The sequence below is a fragment of the Avibacterium gallinarum genome (genome assembly GCF_002921135.1).
GTDB classification, from domain to species: domain Bacteria; phylum Pseudomonadota; class Gammaproteobacteria; order Enterobacterales; family Pasteurellaceae; genus Avibacterium; species Avibacterium gallinarum.
Genome location: NZ_PQVJ01000006.1, coordinates 1 through 20,013, shown reverse-complemented (window position 1 = coordinate 20,013; position 20,013 = coordinate 1). Strand labels below are relative to the sequence as shown.

The window sequence follows — 20,013 nt, the reverse complement described above, 5'->3', positions numbered from 1 at the left end:
TTATTTTAATTGTAAAAAATTGGTCTGTTTCACTTCTTCCATTACCACATAGGTACGGGTATCGTTCACGCCGGGCAAACGCAACAAGGTTGTGCCAAGCAATTTGCGGTATGCCGCCATATCCGCCACACGGGTTTTGAGTAAATAGTCAAAATCCCCCGACACCAAATGACATTCTTGAATTTCATCAAGCTGTTGCACTGCTTCGTTAAATTCTTCAAATACATCAGGTTTTCCGCGCACAAGGGTGATTTCTACGATCACGAGCAACGGCGAATCTAGCAATTCAGGGTTAAGCAAGGCACGGTAACCCATAATCACTCCTTGTTTTTCCAAGCGTTTTACACGCTCCAAACAAGGGGTTGGCGATAATCCGACTTTCTTTGAAAGGTCAATATTAGAAATTTTGCCATTACGCTGTAATTCATTCAGAATTTTTATATCAATGGCATCAAGGGCTTTAGGTAATTTTTTTTCCATAAAATTTTCCACCGTAAATGACGGTAAAATACCGCTTAAAATAGAAATAACGACTAATTTTACACTATTCTATAAAATTTTATAGGGAAAACTTCAGACTTTAAAAATTAAAAATCGTTCAAAATTACACCGCACTTTAAAATAATGCCCTTATAAAAAATAAGGTGAATTGGGTATTCGACTTCATTTTAATTAGATCGATAATTCAACCAATGACTAATAACAATTCATACGCATTATGGAAAATCCATTCACTGCTCGCTGGAGTACACAAGGCAACACGCTGTGTTTAGGACATTGGGAAATTTTTTATCAAGGCAATCTGCTTGATATTCCAGAACACAAACGTGAACACGATATGGGAACAAAGGGAATTTATAATTTCATCGATCCTACCGATGAGCTTTATTTAGAAGGGCTTGATGAAGATGATTGGATTCTCGCTAACATTGAGTGGCTAAGTGATGTATTTATTGCTGCCGATATTCCATTAGAAGAAAATTATATGCATTGGTTTTACCAAGCCGTAAATAAAGACGATTGGCGTTGCGGAAGCTGTGGAGGCTGTATTTAGCCCCCATTCTTGGATCAAAGCTGTTGATACACTTTCATTGCGTAAGCATCTGACATTCCCGCAATGTAGTCACAGATAATCCGTTTTTTCTGATTCGGCTCTGCATTTTTCCAACGCACCGCTGTGTTACGCGGTAACAGGCGTTCAGGATCGCTCTCAAAAATTTGAAACATTTCTGTCAGCATTCGTTGTCCTTTATATTCAATGCGTTGCGTATTAACATCACGAATGACATATTGCCACACAAAATCGGTAAACACGTTTAGCACGCTAATCACATCTTCTGGCAATTCAGCATTATAGCGGAGCAAAGGATCATCAAATTCAGGATTAATTTTCCACCGCACATTGGTAATAAAATAATTTACCAATGCACCAATGGCATTTTTACGTTCATAATGATGTGCTGAAAACAATTTTTTGCTCAGGCTTTCAATATTCTGCTTGATCCATTGAGAAGGGCTATTTTTAAGCTGCTGCAACGCCTCTTGCCATTGATGTAAATGAATAACGCCAACCACAATAGCATCTTCTAAATCGTGAACGCCGTAAGCAATATCGTCCGCCAGTTCCATAATGCTACAATCTAAGGATTTATAGCGAGTTTTTAACGTTTGCTGTGGCGTTACTCTGGCTTCGCTAAATTGCTGAAAAAGCAGACGATCTTTTTCGCTTAATGGCGACAATAGCCAGTGAAACATTTCCAGATCATCACGAAAGATGCCTTTTCCCGGTTTCCAATCTGCAATTTTGGCATACAAGGGATTTTCACTCCCTTGTGGCAAAATTTCACCATATTGCGGTGAAGAACAATCTAAAATAGCAGGATATTTCACCACGCCAAGCAAAGTACGGCGGGTTAAATTCATTCCTGCACTGGCGGTATAAGGCTCTAACTTAGTTAATAATCGAAAGGTTTGCGCATTGCCTTCAAAACCACCGTGATCGCGCATCATATAATTTAATGCCACTTCCCCACCGTGTCCAAAAGGCGGGTGTCCAATATCGTGGGCAAAGCACAGGCTTTCAATCAGATCATTGGAAGGCAATAAGGGCTTTAGCTGTTTTTGTAAAAGGCTTTTATCCGTCTTTAATTGTACGGCTAAATGGGCAAATGCTTCGGTGAATTTGAGTTGTGCCACCAAGCTGCTACCAATCTGTGCCACTTCCAAAGAATGGGTTAAGCGCGTGCGGTAAAAATCATTTTCACCCACGGCGTGAATTTGCGTTTTAGCTTGCAGGCAGCGAAATGCCGCACTGTGCAAAATACGTCCACGATCACGGCGAAATGGCGGGCGGTGATCTTTTTCTCGCGGACTATCAGGGATATAACGTTCGTGCCAAAGGCTATTTACTGCATTTTTCATTCTACACCACCCAGAAATAAATTAATTTGAATACAAAAGGGGCAAAAATGGAACTTAAAATACCACAAAGCACCAAGGCGATTGAGCTATAATTCCCCGCTTTAGGATCAACTTCCATACAACTCACCGTACCTAAAACGTGCGAAACTGCCCCCACTGAAAGCCCAATGGATTCGGCATATTTTATTTTTATGGCTTTCAGAATCAAATAGCCAAACATTGAGCCTTGCAACCCTGCAATCAACACCGCCGCTGCCGCAACGGAGGGAATGCCGCCAATGTTTTGAGCAATTTCCATCGCAATTGGCGTGGTAACGGATTTTGGTAAAATCGTTGCAACCAGTTCAGGCTCTGCCCCAAGCAACAAGGCGAGCACTGCCCCCACTACCATTGAGAATAAAGAAGAAAGTGCGGTGATAAATAAAATCGTTTTCCAATATTCTTTAATTTGGCGAAACTGTTCGTATAACGGCAATGCGAGGGCAACCACACTCACCCCCAATAAATGATTTAACGGTGCATTCCCTGCCATATAATCAGGATAAGGCACATTAAACATCACGACAATGGCAATCAACATTGCTACGGTAAGGATAAAGCTATTAAAAATGATTGATTTCAACCGCTTACTAATCTGCAAGGCAACCATAAAAACCGCGAGGGTAAGCAAAGTATAAGCGTAAATCATTTGCTCTCCTTAGCCCGTTTTTTCAAGACTTTTTTGCGTAATCCAGCAAAAGACTGTTGGGAAAAAAGATAATCCGCCAAAATGCCACTGAGTACCAATGTCAAAATTGTCGCCACCACATTAGGGATTAATAGCACTTTGGCTTGGTTGAGCAAAAGGTCAGAATATTGAATAATCCCCACACTTACTGGCACAAACAGCACTGCCATATAACGCATTAATAGGCTTGCACCTGCAAAAATCCAATGCACTTTAATCACTTGTAACATTAGGCAGGTGAATAATAAAAGCAATCCCCAAATGCTACCAGGTATGCCAATAGGAATAAAACGAGCGATTTGCTCACCGAGAAAAAGCATTAAAAAAAGAATGGCAAAAGAACGTAATAACTGAAAAATCTTCTGTGTCATACCGCTATAAATTTGTTAATTTACTAAAACCGCAACAATTCTACTCTTATTTTATTCGTTTTGTTATGGCTTTTCGTTACAATAAGGAAAATTTCAAACTTTTTTAGAATCAATGTGATCAGAATGTTACGAAAGCGTTTCTTGTTCTTTATTACAACAATATTTTGGCTTCCTCAAACTGCAGAAGCAGTGCGTATCATTCCTTGCCGTGTTGTGGCAATTTCTGATGGCGATACCTTCCGCTGTTTACTTGAGAATAACAAGCAAATCAAAGTTCGTTTAGACAGCATTGATGCGCCAGAAAAGAAACAGCCTTTTGGTAATAAATCGCGTCAAACCTTAGCCAACCTGATTCATAAGCAAGCGGTTCAGCTACAAATTGTGGGCTATGATCGCTATCAACGCACGCTTGCCACGGTGTATAACCAACAAGGGCAGAATATCAATCTTGCAATGGTAAAACTAGGAATGGCGTGGGTGTATGAGCGTTATGCGCGCGATCAAAGCTATTTTCACGCACAACAACAGGCACGCGCACAACGTGTCGGTTTATGGCAAGATCCGTACCCCATTTACCCCGAACAATGGCGAAAAATGCAAAGCGAACAACGTAAACAAAAACGCCAACAAAAAGAAAAAGGATTATTCTATGGCTTTTAACCCCACAGAATTTCGGAAAAATTTCCCTTATTTTCAACAACCTAACGCTGCCGTTTATTTAGACAGCGCAGCCACCAGCTTAAAACCGCAAGCCTTAATTGATGCCACCGTTGCGTTCTATCAATCCGCAGGATCGGTACATCGCAGTCAATATGACGAACAACAAACCACAAGCTATGAACAAGCGCGCACAAGAGTAAAAAAGCTGATCAACGCAGAAAGCGAACAAAGTATTATTTGGACATCAGGCACCACGCACGCCATTAATTTAGTGGCGAACGGCCTGCTACCACAGCTTAGCCCACAAGATGAAATCATCATCAGTGAAGCGGAACACCACGCCAATTTTGTCAGCTGGCAGCAGCTAAGCCAAAAAACAGGGGCAAAATTGATCGTCCTGCCATTGCAGACTAACGGCGTTATTGATGATCGTGCATTAAAAAGTGCGGTGCAAAAAAATTGCAAAATTGTTGCCTTGACGATGATGTCCAATGTAACGGGTGTGGTGCAGCCGTTGGCTGATTTAATCCCGATTATTCGCCGCCAAAGTAATGCATTCATCTTAGCCGATGCAGCACAAGCCATTAATCATTTTTCCCTTGATTTACAACAACTTGATGTGGATTTTCTCACCTTTTCCGCCCACAAAATCTATGGTCCAACAGGGCTTGGCATTTTGGCAGGAAAATTAACCGCACTTAATCAACTTCAGCCCTTATTATTTGGTGGCAAAATGGTGCAGAAAGTCAGCGCACAGCAAACAGAATTTGCCGAATTACCTTATAAACTTGAAGCCGGCACGCCGAATATTGCTGGCGTAATCGGTTTTAATGCGGTGCTAGAATGGCTGGAAAAATGGGATAACAATGCCGCACATCAGTATGTCGCGCAATTAAGCAAAAAAATCACCTCTCGCCTGCAACAATATCCTGCTTGCCAGCTTTTCGTTTATGGCAATCACAGCCCAATTATTAGCTTTTTATTTAAGCATATTGATCTTTCTGATCTCGCAACCCTGCTGAGCGAACAAAATATTGCCCTGCGCGCTGGTGAACATTGCGCTCAACCTTATTTGGCAAGGCTCGGACAACGTGGTACATTACGCCTTTCCCTTGCCCCTTACAATAATGAGCAAGATATTGAACACTTTTTTAACGCGTTGGATAACGCCTTAGCCTTGCTAGATTAACGCAATGAGAACAGAAATTAAAAACGCCAAAAATTGGGAAGATCGCTACCGTTTCATCATTCAAAGCGGAAAAAATCTCTCTCGCCCTGATGAACAAACGCTCGCTCAGATGCAGCCTATTTCAGGTTGTGAAGCCAAGGTTTGGTTTAAATTTGAAGAAAAAAACGACCGCACTTTTATGTTTAATGCCTTTAGCGAAGCGCGCATTATTAACGGCTTGCTTTGGCTGATTTTGCAAGAAATTAACGGCAAAACTGCAGAACAATTACAAACCTTTGACTTAACCGCTTATTTTGATGAACTTGGCATTGCTCAACGATTAAGCAGCACGCGCTTAAATGGCTTAAAACAAATTGAGCAAATTGTGCGAAATTTAGCAACTTGTACAAATTAAATCTGTCGAAAATAAAAAACTTGCTATAATCGCCACAAGCAATTTATCAGGAAGAATAATGAAAAAAAAACTTGTCGCATTTTTAATTTCAGCCTTATTTTCCACCGCACTTTGGGCGGATTGGGAAATGGTGGGCAATGCGGATTACAACTGGGGGCCATTTCAAATTTACACCCTAAGTCTCTATTCAGAAACGGGAAATTATCAAGAAAATCAACGCCCTTTAATGCTTTCATTCAACTTTGACAAACCCGTGGAAGGCAAAAGTTTCGCCATTAGTTTAATCAAAGAAATGAAATCTCTTAAGGTGGAAGGCGATACGGATAATTGGTTAGATGAACTACAAAAAATCTTTCCCGATTTCTCGCCTAAAGATGTGTTGAGCTACATTGCCTTGCCAAACAAAGGCTATTTTATTTTAAATGACACGGTACTAGACAAGGAATTTGGCGATGATTTTAACCGTGCGTTTATCAACAGTACCTTATCGCCAAAAGGCAGTTACGGTAAAATTTTGCCACAGCTCTTAGGCAAAGAAAAAAGTGCCCACAGTAAAGCAGAACGCTTACTGGATACGCCAGATGTCGAAAAAATTGATGAAGATGAACTAAAACCACAACTTCCACCACAATTTGAGCTTGATCGCCAAACACAGGAAGAGGTTTAGACAACAAATAAAAGGGCGGATAATTTCAATCCGCCCTATTTTTATGCCGTTTTAAAGGCTTTAATTTGTTGTAAATGTTGTGAAATTTTTTTGAATTTATGACCTTCGTTTTCGTCCCAAATCACCTCATAAAAAGGGGAAAGGGTTTCTACGCTACGCTGAGCATCTAGCACTTCATCTTGAGTAGAAAGAAAAACTAAGCAATTTCCCTTATTTTTTAAACGGAAATTTTCAACACATTTGGTGGCAATATCTTGATATTCTTCAGGGCGATCTATTCTGCCTTGCATATTTTCATAAGGGAACAAATTCGGGTTAAAAATTGCCTGCTTGATACCGCACAAAAAGCCAATGCGCTCCGCCCAATAGCCACCAAGTCCAACACCACAAATAAGAGGCGTTTTATCATTGCTTTCTGACACTAATTTATGCACTTCATTGAGCAAAAATTGCATATCATAACGTGGGTGCAAGGTGCTGTAATTGATGAATCGCACATCGTCATCAATAAATTTTAACTGCATTATTTTTTCGTGATTACCGGGGCTGTTGGAATCGAAACCGTGCAAATAAATAATCATAGGAAACCTCACCTATTTGAATTGGGCAATGCCGTTAGAAACCGCAAGATTTGCGAGAAAACGGCTTTATTAAAACAAAAAATACACAAATTTTCTACCGCACTTGCTATTTATTCGTTATTTTTTGATCTGGCTTGGCTTTTTCGTTCCAAATACAAGATCATTTGCAACGCAATATCCAAACCGCTGGTTTTTTCGATCATCTCTAAACCGGGGCTGGCATTGACTTCTAACACCAACAAGCCTTGATGCGAACGAATTAGATCTACCCCAGCCACATCTAAGCCTAAGGCTTGCGTGGCGGTAAGGGCAATTTGTTTTTCCTGCTCACTGAGCCACACTTGCTCGCCTGTTCCTCCACGGTGAATATTAGCGCGAAACTCGCCCGCTTGCCCTTTGCGTTCCATTGTGGCGATCACTTTTCCGCCCACCACAAAACAGCGCACATCGCCCCCTTGCGCTTCGCTAATAAACTGCTGCATTAGCACAGGCACGCCAGAATGATTTAAGGTTTCCACAATGCTACTGGCGCTACTTTGGCTTTCCGCTAAGATCACGCCAATGCCTTGCGATCCACTTAAAGTTTTCAAAATGGTTGGCGAGCCAATCAATTCAAGACTTTCTTTCGCCCGCGTTTCACTGCCAGCCAGTAAAGAAGGGGGAACGGCAATGCCGTGCTGAACTAAAATCTGCAAGCTCCACCATTTATCACGCGCTTTAAGAAAAGGCTCAACGTCATTTAAACAAGCCACACCTTTTGCCTGAAAATGTTGCAATACAGCACAGCCCATTTGTGTACTCGCCGAACCAAAGCGCGGCAATACGGCATCATAATCAGGTAATAAATAAGGCTCAGCTTCGCGATTTGGCTGATAATATAAATCAAAGTGCGGTGCTTTTTCGCTGAGTTTTAGCACAAAACGATTGGGATCGAGAATATCCATTTGATGTCCGCAACTTTCCGCAGCTTCTTTCAATCGCTGGCAGCTATAAAGACGCGGCTCACGGCATAACATTAATAATTTCATTTTTTCCTACTTCGGCTACAAGGCTCTCAAACTGTTATTTTGATATATTACACCAATTACAACAATGCTAAAAAACTCCTTTATTCTTTTTGTCATAATCAGTACAATTTGCACAATTTTTTATCTTGCTAAGTATTTTGTCTATTTGCATTTTTATCTAGCCAATGTGCTTGGCCCTAACAGAAGGAAATGATTATGTTCGTTGTTATTTTTGGTCGCCCTGGTTGCCCTTATTGCGTGCGCGCAAAAGAGCTTGCTGACAAATTAAAAGAAACCTTAAGCGATTTTGACTACCGCTATGTAGATATTATCGCAGAAGGCATCAGCAAAGCAGATTTATCTGCTTCAGTGGGTAAACCGGTTGAAACTGTGCCACAAATTTTCATTGATGAAAAACCAGTAGGCGGTTACACCGACTTCGCTGCGTTAATGAAAGAACAGTTCAACGTAGTAAACTAATCTCCATAAACATAAAGTGCGGTGAAATTTCACCGCATTTTTTATCTCTGCAAAATTTTCCTTGCATATTTTTTAAAATGAATATAAATTCACTTTAAGTGAATAATTATAAGAAAAGGAAGTTATGCGCAGCACCGAACTTGTACAGTGGTTTAGACAATCCACCCCCTATGTGAATATGCACAGAGGCAAAACCTTTGTGATTATGCTTGATGGCGACACCATTGCCAGCCCAAATTTTATCAATATTATCAATGACATTAGCCTGCTCCACAGCCTTGGCATTAAATTAGCCATTGTGTTTGGCGCAAGATTGCAAATTAATCAGCTCCTTGAACAGCAAGGCATCGTGCCAACTTATCATAAAAATATTCGCATTACCGATCCTCACAGCCTTGATGTGGTGAAACAAGCGGTGGGCAAATTAAATTATGATATTGCTGCGCGCCTTTCTTTGCGTCTGCCCCATTCTGCGGTAATCAATGTGGTGAGTAGCAATTTTATTTTGGCGCAACCCATTGGTGTCGATGACGGCGTAGATTATCAACTCAGTGGCAAAATTCGCCGTATTGATAGCGAGAAAATTCAGCAACAATTAGATCAGGGATCGATAGTGCTACTCGGCCCCATCGCCCCTTCTGTAACGGGGGAAACCTTTAATTTACCTTTTGAAGAAGTGGCAACGCAAGTGGCGATCAAACTTAAGGCAGAAAAACTCATCGCCTTTTCTGATACGCAAGGGATTTTAAACGATCAGCAAGAAACCATTGCCGATTTACTGCCGCAAGATGCCGAGCAATATTTAAGCCGTTTGATTTCGCAAGATCAATATCACAGCTCGCAAGCGCGTTTCTTGCAGGCAGCAATTGAAGTATGCCGCGCAGGCGTGAAGCGTTCGCACTTATTAAGTTATGAAGAAGACGGATCGCTGTTGCAAGAACTCTTTACCCGAGATGGCGTGGGAACGCAGCTCTCAATGGAAAGCTCAGAAAGCATTCGTCTTGCAAATGTAGCTGACATTCCTGCCTTGTTGGAACTCATTCACCCATTGGAACAGCAAGGGATTTTGGTCAAACGTTCTCGCGAGCAGTTAGAAATGGAAATTTCCAACTACACCATTATTGATCGTGATGGCGTGGTCATTGCTTGTGCCGCGCTCAATATTTATCCACAAGAAAAAATGGCAGAAATGGCGTGCGTTGCCGTTCACCCAGATTATCGCAACTCTTCCCGTGGCGATATTTTATTGGAAGCTATTCAAAAACGCGCCAAAGAACAGCACATTGAACGGTTATTCGTACTCACCACACGCACGGTACATTGGTTCCAAGAGCGTGGATTTTATTTAGCTCAGGTGGAAGATCTGCCCGTAGAAAAAAGAGAAAAATATAATTACCAGCGCCGATCTAAGATTTTGATTAAAGATCTAACGGCATAATTAAAATAACAAAGGGGCAACACTGCCCCTTATTTTTTATTTTATGCCTAAACAAAGGTATTTCAGCTCTAAAAATTCATCAATGCCGTAATGTGAGCCTTCGCGCCCAATGCCTGATTCTTTCACACCGCCAAATGGGGCAAATTCATTGGTCACCAAGCCTTCGTTAATGCCTACAATGCCATATTCTAAGGCTTCTGACACGCGCCAAATGCGGTTAATATTTTGCGTGAAGAAATAAGCCGCCAAGCCGAATTCCGTGTCATTTGCCATTGCAATCGCTTGTTCTTCCGTTTCAAATTTGAAAATCGGTGCTAAAGGCGCAAAGGTTTCTTCTTTGGCGACTAGCATTGTCTGATTAACATCTGTTAAAACGGTAGGTTGGAAAAATGTTCCGCCAAGATCAGCAGGTTTACCACCAAGCACCAGTTTAGCACCTTTTTGTAGGGCGTCATCAATGTGACGTTGTACTTTCTCTACAGCACTTTGGCGGATTAAAGGCCCCATTGTTACATCTGGCTGATTGGGTTCGCCCAGTTTAATTTGTTGTACTTTTTCACAGAATTTTTGCACAAAGGCTTCATAAATTCCTGCCTGCACATAAATACGATTGGTGCAAATGCAGGTCTGCCCTGCGTTACGGAATTTAGAGGCAAATACCCCTTCCACAGCACTGTCTAAATCTGCATCATCAAACACCAAAGCAGGCGCATTTCCCCCTAGTTCTAAGGATAATTTTTTCACCGTACTCGCCGATTGTGCCATTAATAATTTGCCCACCTTGGTTGAGCCAGTAAAGGTCAATTTGCGAATAATTGGGCTTTCTGTCAGCACTTTGCCCACTTCCACCGCTTGTGTGGTAGGAATCACATTCAACAAGCCTTTTGGTAATCCTGCTTGACTTGCCAATTCTGCCAAGGCTAAGGCGGATAATGGCGTTTCTGGCGCAGGTTTTAACACCACCGCACAGCCTGCTGCTAAGGCTGGTGCAGATTTTCGCGTAATCATCGCATTCGGGAAATTCCAAGGCGTAATAGCGGCCACAACACCAACAGGCTGTTTCATTGCCATTAAGCGGTGATTGCTTTTATCAGAAGGTAGCATATCCCCTTGAATTCGCTTCGCTTCCTCCGCAAACCATTGAATAAAACTCGCGCCATAAAGCACTTCGCCACGGCTTTCAGCAATGGGTTTGCCTTGTTCTAAGCTAATAATTTGCGCAAGCTCTTCTTGATGTTGTAACACCAGTTCATACCAACGGGTTAAAATATTGGCTCGCTCTTTCGGTAACACCTGTTTCCATTTTTTCTGCGCTTGTTCCGCCGCTAAAATGGCTTGTTCCGTTTCTGCCACGCCTAAATCTGCCACTTGGCAAATTTCTTGTTGCGTTGCTGGATTCAACACCGCAAAAGTTTTCCCATCTGCATTTTCTACATATTCACCATTAATATAACCTTTTGTTTTTATTAATGAAAAATTTTGCATTTTTGCCCCCTCTTTTTATTAAAAAAATGATGTTTAAAAGATACTCGCCTAACTCAAAGGTTGTCTAGTCTTTTTTATATTTTTGCTCATAATACGCCATTTTACAGAGGCAGATTTTGTTAGCTGGATCGCAAAATTGAGATTTATTGTGTAAAAATTTTTTATCTTGCGTAAATTTATTTGCTAATTTCTCAAACTTCTGATATTTATACCGCTCTTTAAAAAGAGCCTAATTTTGAAATGGAATTAGGCTTGCCTCGAAAAGTCTTAACTTAACGCAAAAGTGCGGTCAAAAATATAGCTGAATTTTGCTATTCCTATGGTGATAATAAGGTCAGTTATACTAAGTTAAAATGGATGAATTACTATTAGGAGATACCGACAATGACAACATCATCTTTAAGTTTATTAGCCTTAGCTGGCGTTGAGCCTTATCAACCAAAAGAAGGTGAAGAATATATGAATGATGAGCAAATTCTTCACTTTAGAAAAATTCTTGAAGCGTGGCGTGCGCAAATTCAAGAAGAAACCTCTCGCACCGTGGCATATATGCAAGATGAAGCGTCAAACTTCCCTGATCCTGCCGATCGTGCGACACAGGAAGAAGAATTTAGCTTAGAGTTACGCAACCGTGATCGTGAACGTAAGTTAATGAAAAAAATCGAGCATACACTGAAAAAAATCGATACAGGTGATTTCGGCTATTGCGATTCTTGCGGTATTGAAATTGGTATTCGCCGCTTAGAAGCACGTCCAACAGCTGATCTTTGCATTGATTGCAAAACCTTATCTGAAATTCGTGAAAAACAAATGGTAGGCTAATTAGCTTGCTGTTAAAATACAGGCTTAAATTAAAAAGTGCGGTGATTTTTGACCGCACTTTTCATTAATTTTATTTACGCTTTTCAAGCAAGGGGTTCGCTATTTTAACCTTAATAAAAAATCTGTTTAAGAAAAAAGCAGATAATGCAACACAAGAAACCAACACCCAAAAGGTTTCGCCTAAACGAGCAAATAAAAAAAATACCAAATCCAGCCGTAGCAAGGCTAGACCCGCTGCGCCTTTCGTAGAATATGTCGAGCCGAAAGAAAATAAAGCGCAAGGCAAATCTTCTCATCGCTATCAAAAACACCTTATTCAAGCTTCACAATATGGCATTCAACCAAGAATGATCAGCAAAAATGCCTTAACTGTGGTGCAAAAATTACAACGTAACGGTTACGAAGCCTATGTAGTGGGCGGCTGTTTGCGTGATTTGTTACTCGATAAAAAACCGAAAGATTTTGATGTTGCCACCAATGCGCGTCCTGAACAAATTCAAGCTATTTTTCAACGTCAGTGCCGTTTGATCGGCCGCCGTTTCCGCTTGGCACACGTGATGTTTGGACGTGATATTATTGAAGTGGCCACCTTCCGTGCCAACCATTCTGAACACAATAATGAACGCCAATCCAAGCAAAGTGATGAAGGAATGTTGCTGCGCGATAATGTGTACGGCACGCTAGAACAAGATGCAGAACGCCGTGATTTCAGCGTTAATGCCCTTTATTACAATCCACAAGATAACACTTTGCGTGATTTCTACCACGGCATTGAAGACATCAAAGCCGGTAAATTGCGTTTAATTGGCGATCCTGTTATTCGTTATCAAGAAGATCCCGTGCGTATGCTGCGCGCCATTCGTTTTATGGCAAAATTGGATATGTTTTTGGAAAAGCCAACGGAAGCGCCAATCAAGCAAATGGCGCATCTATTACGCAATATTCCGCCTGCTCGCTTATATGATGAAGCACAAAAATTATTGCAAACAGGCAATGGTGTGAAAACCTACCATTTATTGCGTCAATATGGCTTGTTTGATCAGCTTTTCCCGACGCTAATGCCTTATTTCACAGAAAAACAAGATAGCTTTGCCGAGCGAATGATTTTAACTGCGCTCACTTCAACAGATGAACGCATCGCGGACAAACTGCGCATTAATCCTGCCTTTTTGTTTGCCTGTTTCTTTTGGTATCCATTAAGAGAAAAAGTGGAAGTGCTGAAAAATGAAGGTGGCTTAAATAATCACGATGCTTATGCCTTAGCTAGCAATGAAATTCTCGATCAGCTTGCCACGAGCCTTGCCGCACCACGCCGCCATACGGGGGTAATTCGTGATATTTGGTTCTTGCAATTACAGCTGCTAAAACGCAATGGCAACGCACCAATGCGTGTAATGGCACACCCGAAATTCCGCGCTGCCTTTGATTTGCTAGCAATGCGCGCACAAGTGGAAGGCGGCGAATCCATTGAGTTAGCAACTTGGTGGCACGAATACCAATTTAGTAATGAAGAACAGCGTAACGCCTTGGTGGAAGCCCATCAAAAACTTCACCCTACGCCAAAGAAAAAACGTTATCGTCCAAGAAAACGTAAAACGCAAAAAGAGCCAACCGCACAATGAAACAGGTTTATATCGCTTTAGGCAGCAATTTAGCCACCCCAGTGCAACAGCTAGAAAACGCGCTGCAAGCGTTACAACAACTGCCCCATTCGCAACTGGTGGCAGTTAGCCATTTTTATCAAAGCAAGCCACTCGGGCCGCAGGATCAACCTGATTATGTAAATGCGGTCGCTTGCTTAACCACGGCATTAGCGCCATTGGATTTGCTCGATCAATTACAACGCATTGAGCAAGAACAAGGGCGCGTGCGGCTGCGCCGTTGGGGCGAACGCACGTTGGATTTGGATATTCTGCTTTACGGCGATGAAATTATTCAGTCTGAACGCTTAACCGTTCCCCATTATGATATGCAACATCGCGAATTTGTGATCGTGCCGTTGTACGACATAGCCCCCAATTTAACCTTGCCAAATGGCAAAAACGTGGCGGATTTAGTGCAGCAGTTTCACCATCACGAAATGAAAATTTTGCAAAAAAGCACCGCACTTGAATAGTTAGGATATTAACCCATTCACAGGATTGAATAATGGCAAAAAAACTCACGATTAAAGATATTGCTGCCTTGGCTGGCGTGGGGAAATCCACGGTTTCCCGCGTGTTAAATCAAGATAGCAAGGTGAGTGCCGAAACGCGCGAGAAAATTCAAGCCATTATTCAAGCCCATAACTTCACCCCTTCTCAATCTGCACGAGCAATGCGTGGGCAAGGCAACCCAATGATTGGCATTATCGTTACGCGCTTAAGTTCCAATGCGGAAAACCAAGCCCTTTCTGCAATGCTCCCCCTACTCTACACAGCAAATTGCGAGCCGATTATTGTGGAAAGCCAAATGGAAATGCACCGCTTGCAGGAACATCTCAAGTTCTTCCAACAGCGCCGTGTTGATGGTGTGATTTTATTCGCCTTTTCAGGCTTAGAAGAACAAGATTTGCAAGGTTGGGAAAAAAAATTAGTGGTCATCGCACGCCATTATCCGCAATTTTCTTGCGTCTATTATGATGAACAACGCACCGTAACCCTGCTGCTAGAAAAACTGCTGCAACAAGGTCATCAAAAAATCGCTTATTTGGGTGTGCAAGAAAGCGATATGACCACAGGTTATTTGCGTCATCAAGCCTATCTTCGCTTTTGCCAAGATCATCAGCTTACGCCCAATGCTGTGCTGGGTAAGCTGAGCTACGACAGCGCTTATCAATTAGCAAGTGCGGTGGATTTTTCGCAAATTTCCGCCATTGTCTGCGCCACCGACACCTTGGCAATCGGCGTGGTAAAATGGCTGCAAGAACATCAAATCACTCATATCAGCGTTGCCGGCATCGGCAACAACCCACTATTGCGATTCCTTTTCCCACAAACCCTAAGCGTCGATCTCGGCTTCACCACCGCCGGCAAACAAGCCGTCAAACAATTATTTGATTTGTTAGAAAACAGAGAAATTAAGGCAAGTTGTATTGATTGTGGGTTGGTTTAGGGTTTCACAAGAAAACTATTCCTATAAGCTTTTTACTGCAACCGTGCAAAAAGACGATTAAGATTGGCTAAAGAAAAATTTATTCAAAAGGAAACATTATGCAGGAAGTTGAAAAACAATCGCAAACTGCTTTCCAAAAGCAAATACTATCTACATTTGAACATTCTCTGACTGAAGAACAACGTTTTTTGCAAGACGTGCTAACAGGAAAAATCAAACTTATTCCCCACGATGACGTGATCGAAAAATTGGAATATATGTTAGAAAATGGACTTAATTAATCTTTTTCGTATAAAACCTATCTTTCACCTTAAAAAATTACTCAAGCAAACTCATCTATCTATTTGGTAGGGGCAGACCTATGTGTCTGCCCGCTTAGTTTTAATCCCTTTGGAACAAGGCAATGTCTTTCGACTTAACTATTAACAAACGTATTTACCAAAGTAAAAATGCCATTATTCATATTATCGCCCTTATAATCATGATTTATTTAGATTGTGTCTGAGGCTCACTACTTAAAGAAAAAGGTTGCTTAATCTCACTTGTAGTTGTTTCTGTCTGTGGCTTTTCGCTTAAAGAAAAAGGTTGCTTTATTACCTTATCAGCTTCTTTTTCTCCACATTCCTCCAAAAATCCCCAAATTTCCCACCGCACTTTTGCTTGATTTTCCTTTTATCTTATCACTGCCCTATTTTTCATCTAAATATGTGATTTGGATCACAGATTGGGAACGTTCCCATTGAGAGAAAAATAAAAAGGCGTAAGATACGCACGAACATTTTTTAGACGAAAGGAAAAATTATGGCAAAGAAAATTAATCCTCAATATATCACGCAATTAATCCAGTTAATTGGTGGGAAAGAGAATATTGCGACAGCAACGCATTGTATTACGCGTTTGCGTTTTGTGTTAAATCAGCCTGAAATTGCCGATGTGAAAGGCATTGAAGCCTTGCCAATGGTGAAAGGTTGTTTTACCAATGCGGGGCAGTTTCAGGTGGTAATTGGGCCTGAAGTGGATCTTTATTACCAAGAATTAGTGAAACAAACGCAAATTTCTGAAGCGAATAAAGAACAAGCGAAAGTGGCAGCACGCCAAAATATGAAATGGTATGAGCAACTCATTTCTCATTTCGCGGAAATTTTTATTCCCCTGTTGCCCGCTCTAATTAGTGGCGGTTTAATTTTAGGTTTCCGCAATGTGATTGGCGATATTCCGATGATCGATGGCAAAACCTTGGTGCAAACCCACCCGATGTGGGCGACAATCCATTCTTTCCTATGGTTAATTGGTGAGGCGATTTTCTTCTATTTGCCAGTGGGAATTTGTTGGTCCACAGTGAAAAAAATGGGCGGTTCGCCAATTTTGGGGATTGTCCTTGGGGTAACGCTCGTTTCACCACAATTAATGAATTCTTATGATCTCGGTTCTAAAATTCCTGAAATGTGGGATTTCGGTTGGTTTAGCATTGATAAAGTGGGTTATCAAGCACAGGTGATTCCATCTATTTTGGCTGGTCTTGCTTTAGGTTGGATCGAAACCCGCTTACGTCGAATTGTGCCTGCGTCATTAAATTTAGTGATCGTGCCTGTCACCTCATTAATCATCGCGGTGTTCCTTGCTCATTCTATTATCGGGCCGATTGGTCGTGAAATTGGTAATGGCGTGGCTTATGTGGTGCGTGCAGGATTAACCGGCAGCTTCGCCCCGATTGGCGCGACATTATTTGGCTTCCTTTATGCCCCATTGGTGATCACCGGTGTGCATCAAACCACCCTTGCGATTGATATGCAAATGATCCAAAACATTGGCGGTACGCCTGTTTGGCCGATGATCGCGCTTTCTAACATCGCGCAAGCTTCTGCTGTGTTAGCCATTGTGATTGTGAGCAAAAAAGCCAATGAACGTGAAATTTCCGTGCCTGCAACCATTTCCGCTTATCTTGGTGTAACCGAGCCTGCGATGTATGGGATCAACTTGAAATACCGCTTCCCAATGCTTTGTGCAATGATTGGTTCTGCCTTCGCTGGATTAATCTGTGGCTTAAATGGCGTGTTAGCGAACAGTATCGGTGTGGGTGGTTTACCGGGTATTCTTTCCATTCAATTACCATTCTGGGGCGTGTTTGCTTTAGCGATGGTGGTAGCCGTAGTTGTGCCATTGATTTTAACAATGATCGTGTATAAACGCCGTGTGGCAAATGGTACGCTTCCAGAATAAGGGTGAAAAAATGACAGAAAAAAACACCGCACTTTCGTCTGGTCAATCTCGTCCACAATGGTGGAAAAATGGGGTAATTTATCAGATTTATCCGAAAAGTTTCCAAGACACCACAGGCAACGGCATTGGCGATTTGCAAGGCATTATTCAGCATTTAGATTATCTGCAAAAATTGGGCGTAGATGCCATTTGGATCACACCAATTTATGTGTCGCCACAGGTGGATAATGGTTATGATGTGGCCGATTATTGCGCTATTGATCCCACTTACGGCACAATGCAAGATTTTGAACAGCTGGTTGAGCAAGCGCATCAGCGCAATATCCGTATCATTATGGATATGGTGTTTAACCACACTTCAACGGAGCATCAATGGTTCAAAGCGGCGCAAGATCCACAAAGCCCTTATCATCAATTTTATATTTGGCGTGGTGATGATGCCGCTACGCCACCGAATAATTGGCGTTCTAAATTTGGCGGCAATGCGTGGAAATGGAATGAGCGTGTTGGCAAACATTATTTGCACCTTTTCGCCACGGAACAGGCGGATCTGAATTGGGAAAATCCACAAGTGCGGTCAGAATTACAAAAAATTTGTCATTTCTGGGCGGACAAAGGCGTGGACGGCTTGCGTTTAGACGTAATCAATCTGGTTTCCAAAAACCAAGATTTTCCTAATGATAATCAAGGTGATGGCCGCCGTTTCTATACTGATGGCCCGCACATTCACGAATTTATGCAAGAATTAAGCCGTGAAGTGTTCCAACCGCGCAACCTGATGACAGTGGGCGAAATGTCCTCCACGAGCCTTGAACATTGTCAGCAATATGCCAACAATCAAGGTTCGGAATTATCAATGACCTTTAATTTCCATCATCTAAAAGTGGATTATCCAAATGGCGAAAAATGGACGCACGCCAAGCCAGATTTTGTGGAGTTAAAGCAAATTTTTAATTATTGGCAGCAAGGAATGCACGGCAAAGCGTGGAATGCGCTCTTTTGGTGCAACCACGATCAGCCACGTATTGTTTCCCGTTTTGGTGATGAGGGCAAATGGCATCAGCAGTCTGCTAAAATGCTCGCAATGGTGCTGCACGGAATGGAAGGCACGCCTTATATTTATCAAGGCGAAGAAATCGGAATGACCAATCCAAATTTCACCGAAATCAGCCAATATCGTGATGTAGAAAGCCTAAATATGTTCGCCGAACTGCGTGAACAGGGAATGGACGAAGATCTATTAATGAAAATTTTGGCACAAAAATCGCGCGATAACAGCCGCACGCCAATGCAATGGAACAATGGCAGCTATTGCGGTTTTAGCCAAGTTGAACCTTGGATTGGCGTTGGACGTGCAGAGATTAACGTGGAACACGCGCTGGCAGATGAACAATCGGTATTTTATACTTATCAACGCCTCATCGCCTTGCGTAAGCAATATCCGATTTTCATTGAGGGAAGCTATCAAGATCTCAATCCAACCTCACCAGATGTATGGACTTATCTGCGTGAAAGTGCGGAGGAAAAATTGTTAGTTTTAGCCAATTTAACGGATAAACCACAACAAATTGAACTGCCTGCGAATTTGGCAAATCAGCAATGGACATTGCTCAAAAACAGTCATATTCAAGCCAGCCAGCCACAAGTGGCAAATCAACTCACCCTTGAGCCATTCCAAGGGTTGTATTTCTATCAAAAATAAAAATTTGTAGAAAAAGCACAGCACTTTGCTCTGCTCTTGATACTTCAGGAGCAGAGCATTTTTAAAAAATTCATTTACAATCTGCTTAAGCATTATATATGCCTAGCATAGCAAATTAATTCCCCACTTATACAGCCGACAAATCTGCCACACCGACCTGAACGCCCATAATATTTTAGTCCAACATTTCGCCACGCCAGAACAAAAATACTGGCTGATTGATTTTGACAAATGCGCCGAAAAATCAGGAGATCACTGGAAAACCCAAAATCTCGCCAGATTACACCGCTCTTTTATTAAAGAAATAAATAAGCTGACAATAAAATTTACAGAACAGGATTGGAATGAGGTTTTGAATGGGTATAAGGAGTAAATTTAACCGTTATATCAATCTCTAAATGAAGACACGACTGCTCAAAGATAACGAAATCGCTCTGATGAAGTCTTTTCAGTTATTCTAAAAAGAGTAAAAATTTTACTTTAGCCTTTTTACTTTAACTTTTCAAAAATTAATTTCAAGCCAGTTATCAGCTTGTACTGAAAAAATAAAACCAAAGTGCGGGGTAATTTCGCCAGATTTTTCCTATATATTTTCTAGCTTGTTTAATTTACTTCAGCTAATACATAAATAGCCAAATTCGCCTACATTCTCTTATATATCTATGGATTTTAATGCATTAATAATATCCATCTAAATTTAAGAGATAAGCTAGTCAAGTCAGTCGTTCCAGGGAAAATCCAAGCGGCTATGAAGAG

22 protein-coding genes and 1 pseudogene are annotated in these 20,013 nt (G+C 41.6%); 15 read left to right on the top strand and 8 right to left on the bottom strand.

Annotation, left to right across the window (positions count from 1 at the left end):
• A complete protein-coding gene (gene lrp / locus C3007_RS01735; RefSeq protein WP_103852795.1) occupies positions 1 to 480 on the bottom strand; it encodes a leucine-responsive transcriptional regulator Lrp in 480 nt (159 codons plus the stop codon).
• Positions 481 to 718: 238 nt separating this feature from the next.
• Between lrp and C3007_RS01730 the strand changes: the two genes are divergently transcribed.
• Positions 719 to 1,054, top strand: a complete 336-nt coding sequence (locus tag C3007_RS01730; protein ID WP_103852794.1) for a hypothetical protein — start codon at positions 719 to 721, stop codon at positions 1,052 to 1,054.
• A 14-nt stretch (positions 1,055 to 1,068) separates the two neighbouring features.
• Here the strand turns inward: C3007_RS01730 and C3007_RS01725 are convergent, their stop codons facing one another.
• From C3007_RS01725 to C3007_RS01715, 3 genes are read right to left on the bottom strand one after another with little or no spacing between them, the layout of a single operon-like run.
• Positions 1,069 to 2,421, bottom strand: a complete 1,353-nt coding sequence (locus C3007_RS01725) for an anti-phage deoxyguanosine triphosphatase (RefSeq protein WP_103852793.1) — start codon at positions 2,419 to 2,421, stop codon at positions 1,069 to 1,071.
• 1 nt (position 2,422) lies between these two features.
• Complete coding sequence (locus tag C3007_RS01720) at positions 2,423 to 3,109, bottom strand: CidB/LrgB family autolysis modulator (protein WP_103852792.1); 687 nt, start codon at positions 3,107 to 3,109, stop codon at positions 2,423 to 2,425.
• Positions 3,106 to 3,519, bottom strand: a complete 414-nt coding sequence (locus C3007_RS01715) for a CidA/LrgA family protein (protein WP_103852791.1) — start codon at positions 3,517 to 3,519, stop codon at positions 3,106 to 3,108. The genes C3007_RS01720 and C3007_RS01715 overlap by 4 nt, the downstream gene beginning before the upstream one ends.
• A gap of 123 nt (positions 3,520 to 3,642) precedes the next feature.
• Between C3007_RS01715 and C3007_RS01710 the strand changes: the two genes are divergently transcribed.
• From C3007_RS01710 to C3007_RS01695, 4 genes are read left to right on the top strand one after another with little or no spacing between them, the layout of a single operon-like run.
• On the top strand, positions 3,643 to 4,179 hold the full coding sequence (locus C3007_RS01710; protein ID WP_103852790.1) for a thermonuclease family protein: 537 nt from the start codon (positions 3,643 to 3,645) through the stop codon (positions 4,177 to 4,179).
• Complete coding sequence (locus C3007_RS01705; RefSeq protein WP_103852789.1) at positions 4,169 to 5,368, top strand: aminotransferase class V-fold PLP-dependent enzyme; 1,200 nt, start codon at positions 4,169 to 4,171, stop codon at positions 5,366 to 5,368. Before C3007_RS01710 ends, C3007_RS01705 begins: the two co-directional genes overlap by 11 nt.
• A gap of 4 nt (positions 5,369 to 5,372) precedes the next feature.
• A complete protein-coding gene (locus C3007_RS01700) occupies positions 5,373 to 5,762 on the top strand; it encodes a SufE family protein (protein WP_103852788.1) in 390 nt (129 codons plus the stop codon).
• Positions 5,763 to 5,820: 58 nt separating this feature from the next.
• Complete coding sequence (locus C3007_RS01695; protein ID WP_103852787.1) at positions 5,821 to 6,429, top strand: hypothetical protein; 609 nt, start codon at positions 5,821 to 5,823, stop codon at positions 6,427 to 6,429.
• Between the two features lie 41 nt (positions 6,430 to 6,470).
• Here the strand turns inward: C3007_RS01695 and ycfP are convergent, their stop codons facing one another.
• Entirely contained in the window at positions 6,471 to 7,010 is a 540-nt protein-coding gene (ycfP, locus tag C3007_RS01690) for an alpha/beta hydrolase YcfP (RefSeq protein WP_103852786.1), read from the bottom strand.
• Positions 7,011 to 7,120: 110 nt separating this feature from the next.
• Positions 7,121 to 8,038, bottom strand: coding sequence for an ATP-grasp domain-containing protein (locus C3007_RS01685; RefSeq protein ID WP_103852785.1), 918 nt, complete (start codon positions 8,036 to 8,038; stop codon positions 7,121 to 7,123).
• 195 nt (positions 8,039 to 8,233) lie between these two features.
• On the opposite strand from C3007_RS01685, the gene C3007_RS01680 reads away from it, so the two are divergent.
• Entirely contained in the window at positions 8,234 to 8,497 is a 264-nt protein-coding gene (locus C3007_RS01680; protein ID WP_103852784.1) for a GrxA family glutaredoxin, read from the top strand.
• Positions 8,498 to 8,621: 124 nt separating this feature from the next.
• Entirely contained in the window at positions 8,622 to 9,935 is a 1,314-nt protein-coding gene (gene argA, locus C3007_RS01675) for an amino-acid N-acetyltransferase (RefSeq protein ID WP_103852783.1), read from the top strand.
• 36 nt (positions 9,936 to 9,971) lie between these two features.
• Here argA and C3007_RS01670 read toward each other — a convergent pair whose 3' ends face one another.
• Positions 9,972 to 11,420, bottom strand: coding sequence for an NAD-dependent succinate-semialdehyde dehydrogenase (locus C3007_RS01670; protein WP_103852782.1), 1,449 nt, complete (start codon positions 11,418 to 11,420; stop codon positions 9,972 to 9,974).
• A gap of 384 nt (positions 11,421 to 11,804) precedes the next feature.
• Between C3007_RS01670 and dksA the strand changes: the two genes are divergently transcribed.
• From dksA to C3007_RS01645, 5 genes are all read left to right on the top strand, one after another.
• On the top strand, positions 11,805 to 12,242 hold the full coding sequence (dksA, locus tag C3007_RS01665; RefSeq protein ID WP_103852781.1) for an RNA polymerase-binding protein DksA: 438 nt from the start codon (positions 11,805 to 11,807) through the stop codon (positions 12,240 to 12,242).
• A gap of 314 nt (positions 12,243 to 12,556) precedes the next feature.
• Positions 12,557 to 13,864: a polynucleotide adenylyltransferase PcnB gene (pcnB, locus tag C3007_RS01660; protein ID WP_370445389.1), complete on the top strand. Its 1,308-nt coding sequence runs from the start codon at positions 12,557 to 12,559 to the stop codon at positions 13,862 to 13,864.
• Positions 13,861 to 14,358, top strand: coding sequence for a 2-amino-4-hydroxy-6-hydroxymethyldihydropteridine diphosphokinase (gene folK / locus C3007_RS01655; protein WP_103852779.1), 498 nt, complete (start codon positions 13,861 to 13,863; stop codon positions 14,356 to 14,358). Before pcnB ends, folK begins: the two co-directional genes overlap by 4 nt.
• A 32-nt stretch (positions 14,359 to 14,390) precedes the next feature.
• Positions 14,391 to 15,335 (top strand): trehalose operon repressor TreR, encoded by a 945-nt coding sequence (gene treR / locus C3007_RS01650; protein WP_103852778.1) that lies wholly within the window; start codon positions 14,391 to 14,393, stop codon positions 15,333 to 15,335.
• Between the two features lie 98 nt (positions 15,336 to 15,433).
• The gene (locus C3007_RS01645; protein WP_103852777.1) at positions 15,434 to 15,616 is read left to right on the top strand and encodes a hypothetical protein; all 183 of its coding nucleotides are present in this window, start codon (positions 15,434 to 15,436) and stop codon (positions 15,614 to 15,616) included.
• Between the two features lie 205 nt (positions 15,617 to 15,821).
• Here C3007_RS01645 and C3007_RS11510 read toward each other — a convergent pair whose 3' ends face one another.
• On the bottom strand, positions 15,822 to 15,989 hold the full coding sequence (locus tag C3007_RS11510; protein WP_165779939.1) for a hypothetical protein: 168 nt from the start codon (positions 15,987 to 15,989) through the stop codon (positions 15,822 to 15,824).
• Between the two features lie 147 nt (positions 15,990 to 16,136).
• On the opposite strand from C3007_RS11510, the gene treB reads away from it, so the two are divergent.
• The 3 genes and pseudogenes from treB to C3007_RS01630 form a co-directional block, all read left to right on the top strand.
• The gene (gene treB, locus C3007_RS01640; protein ID WP_103852776.1) at positions 16,137 to 17,555 is read left to right on the top strand and encodes a PTS trehalose transporter subunit IIBC; all 1,419 of its coding nucleotides are present in this window, start codon (positions 16,137 to 16,139) and stop codon (positions 17,553 to 17,555) included.
• Positions 17,556 to 17,565: 10 nt separating this feature from the next.
• Positions 17,566 to 19,257 (top strand): alpha,alpha-phosphotrehalase, encoded by a 1,692-nt coding sequence (treC, locus tag C3007_RS01635; RefSeq protein WP_103852775.1) that lies wholly within the window; start codon positions 17,566 to 17,568, stop codon positions 19,255 to 19,257.
• 112 nt (positions 19,258 to 19,369) lie between these two features.
• Positions 19,370 to 19,630 (top strand): annotated as a pseudogene (locus C3007_RS01630) (lipopolysaccharide kinase InaA family protein); the annotation flags it as partial.
• Positions 19,631 to 20,013 lie beyond the last annotated feature (383 nt).

Coding starts and splice junctions, on each gene's coding strand:
- lrp (WP_103852795.1), bottom strand. CDS start 480: ATGGAAAAAAAATTACCTAAAGCCCTTGATGCCATTGATATAAAAATT.
- C3007_RS01730 (WP_103852794.1), top strand. CDS start 719: ATGGAAAATCCATTCACTGCTCGCTGGAGTACACAAGGCAACACGCTG.
- C3007_RS01725 (WP_103852793.1), bottom strand. CDS start 2,421: ATGAAAAATGCAGTAAATAGCCTTTGGCACGAACGTTATATCCCTGAT.
- C3007_RS01720 (WP_103852792.1), bottom strand. CDS start 3,109: ATGATTTACGCTTATACTTTGCTTACCCTCGCGGTTTTTATGGTTGCC.
- C3007_RS01715 (WP_103852791.1), bottom strand. CDS start 3,519: ATGACACAGAAGATTTTTCAGTTATTACGTTCTTTTGCCATTCTTTTT.
- C3007_RS01710 (WP_103852790.1), top strand. CDS start 3,643: ATGTTACGAAAGCGTTTCTTGTTCTTTATTACAACAATATTTTGGCTT.
- C3007_RS01705 (WP_103852789.1), top strand. CDS start 4,169: ATGGCTTTTAACCCCACAGAATTTCGGAAAAATTTCCCTTATTTTCAA.
- C3007_RS01700 (WP_103852788.1), top strand. CDS start 5,373: ATGAGAACAGAAATTAAAAACGCCAAAAATTGGGAAGATCGCTACCGT.
- C3007_RS01695 (WP_103852787.1), top strand. CDS start 5,821: ATGAAAAAAAAACTTGTCGCATTTTTAATTTCAGCCTTATTTTCCACC.
- ycfP (WP_103852786.1), bottom strand. CDS start 7,010: ATGATTATTTATTTGCACGGTTTCGATTCCAACAGCCCCGGTAATCAC.
- C3007_RS01685 (WP_103852785.1), bottom strand. CDS start 8,038: ATGAAATTATTAATGTTATGCCGTGAGCCGCGTCTTTATAGCTGCCAG.
- C3007_RS01680 (WP_103852784.1), top strand. CDS start 8,234: ATGTTCGTTGTTATTTTTGGTCGCCCTGGTTGCCCTTATTGCGTGCGC.
- argA (WP_103852783.1), top strand. CDS start 8,622: ATGCGCAGCACCGAACTTGTACAGTGGTTTAGACAATCCACCCCCTAT.
- C3007_RS01670 (WP_103852782.1), bottom strand. CDS start 11,420: ATGCAAAATTTTTCATTAATAAAAACAAAAGGTTATATTAATGGTGAA.
- dksA (WP_103852781.1), top strand. CDS start 11,805: ATGACAACATCATCTTTAAGTTTATTAGCCTTAGCTGGCGTTGAGCCT.
- folK (WP_103852779.1), top strand. CDS start 13,861: ATGAAACAGGTTTATATCGCTTTAGGCAGCAATTTAGCCACCCCAGTG.
- treR (WP_103852778.1), top strand. CDS start 14,391: ATGGCAAAAAAACTCACGATTAAAGATATTGCTGCCTTGGCTGGCGTG.
- C3007_RS01645 (WP_103852777.1), top strand. CDS start 15,434: ATGCAGGAAGTTGAAAAACAATCGCAAACTGCTTTCCAAAAGCAAATA.
- treB (WP_103852776.1), top strand. CDS start 16,137: ATGGCAAAGAAAATTAATCCTCAATATATCACGCAATTAATCCAGTTA.
- treC (WP_103852775.1), top strand. CDS start 17,566: ATGACAGAAAAAAACACCGCACTTTCGTCTGGTCAATCTCGTCCACAA.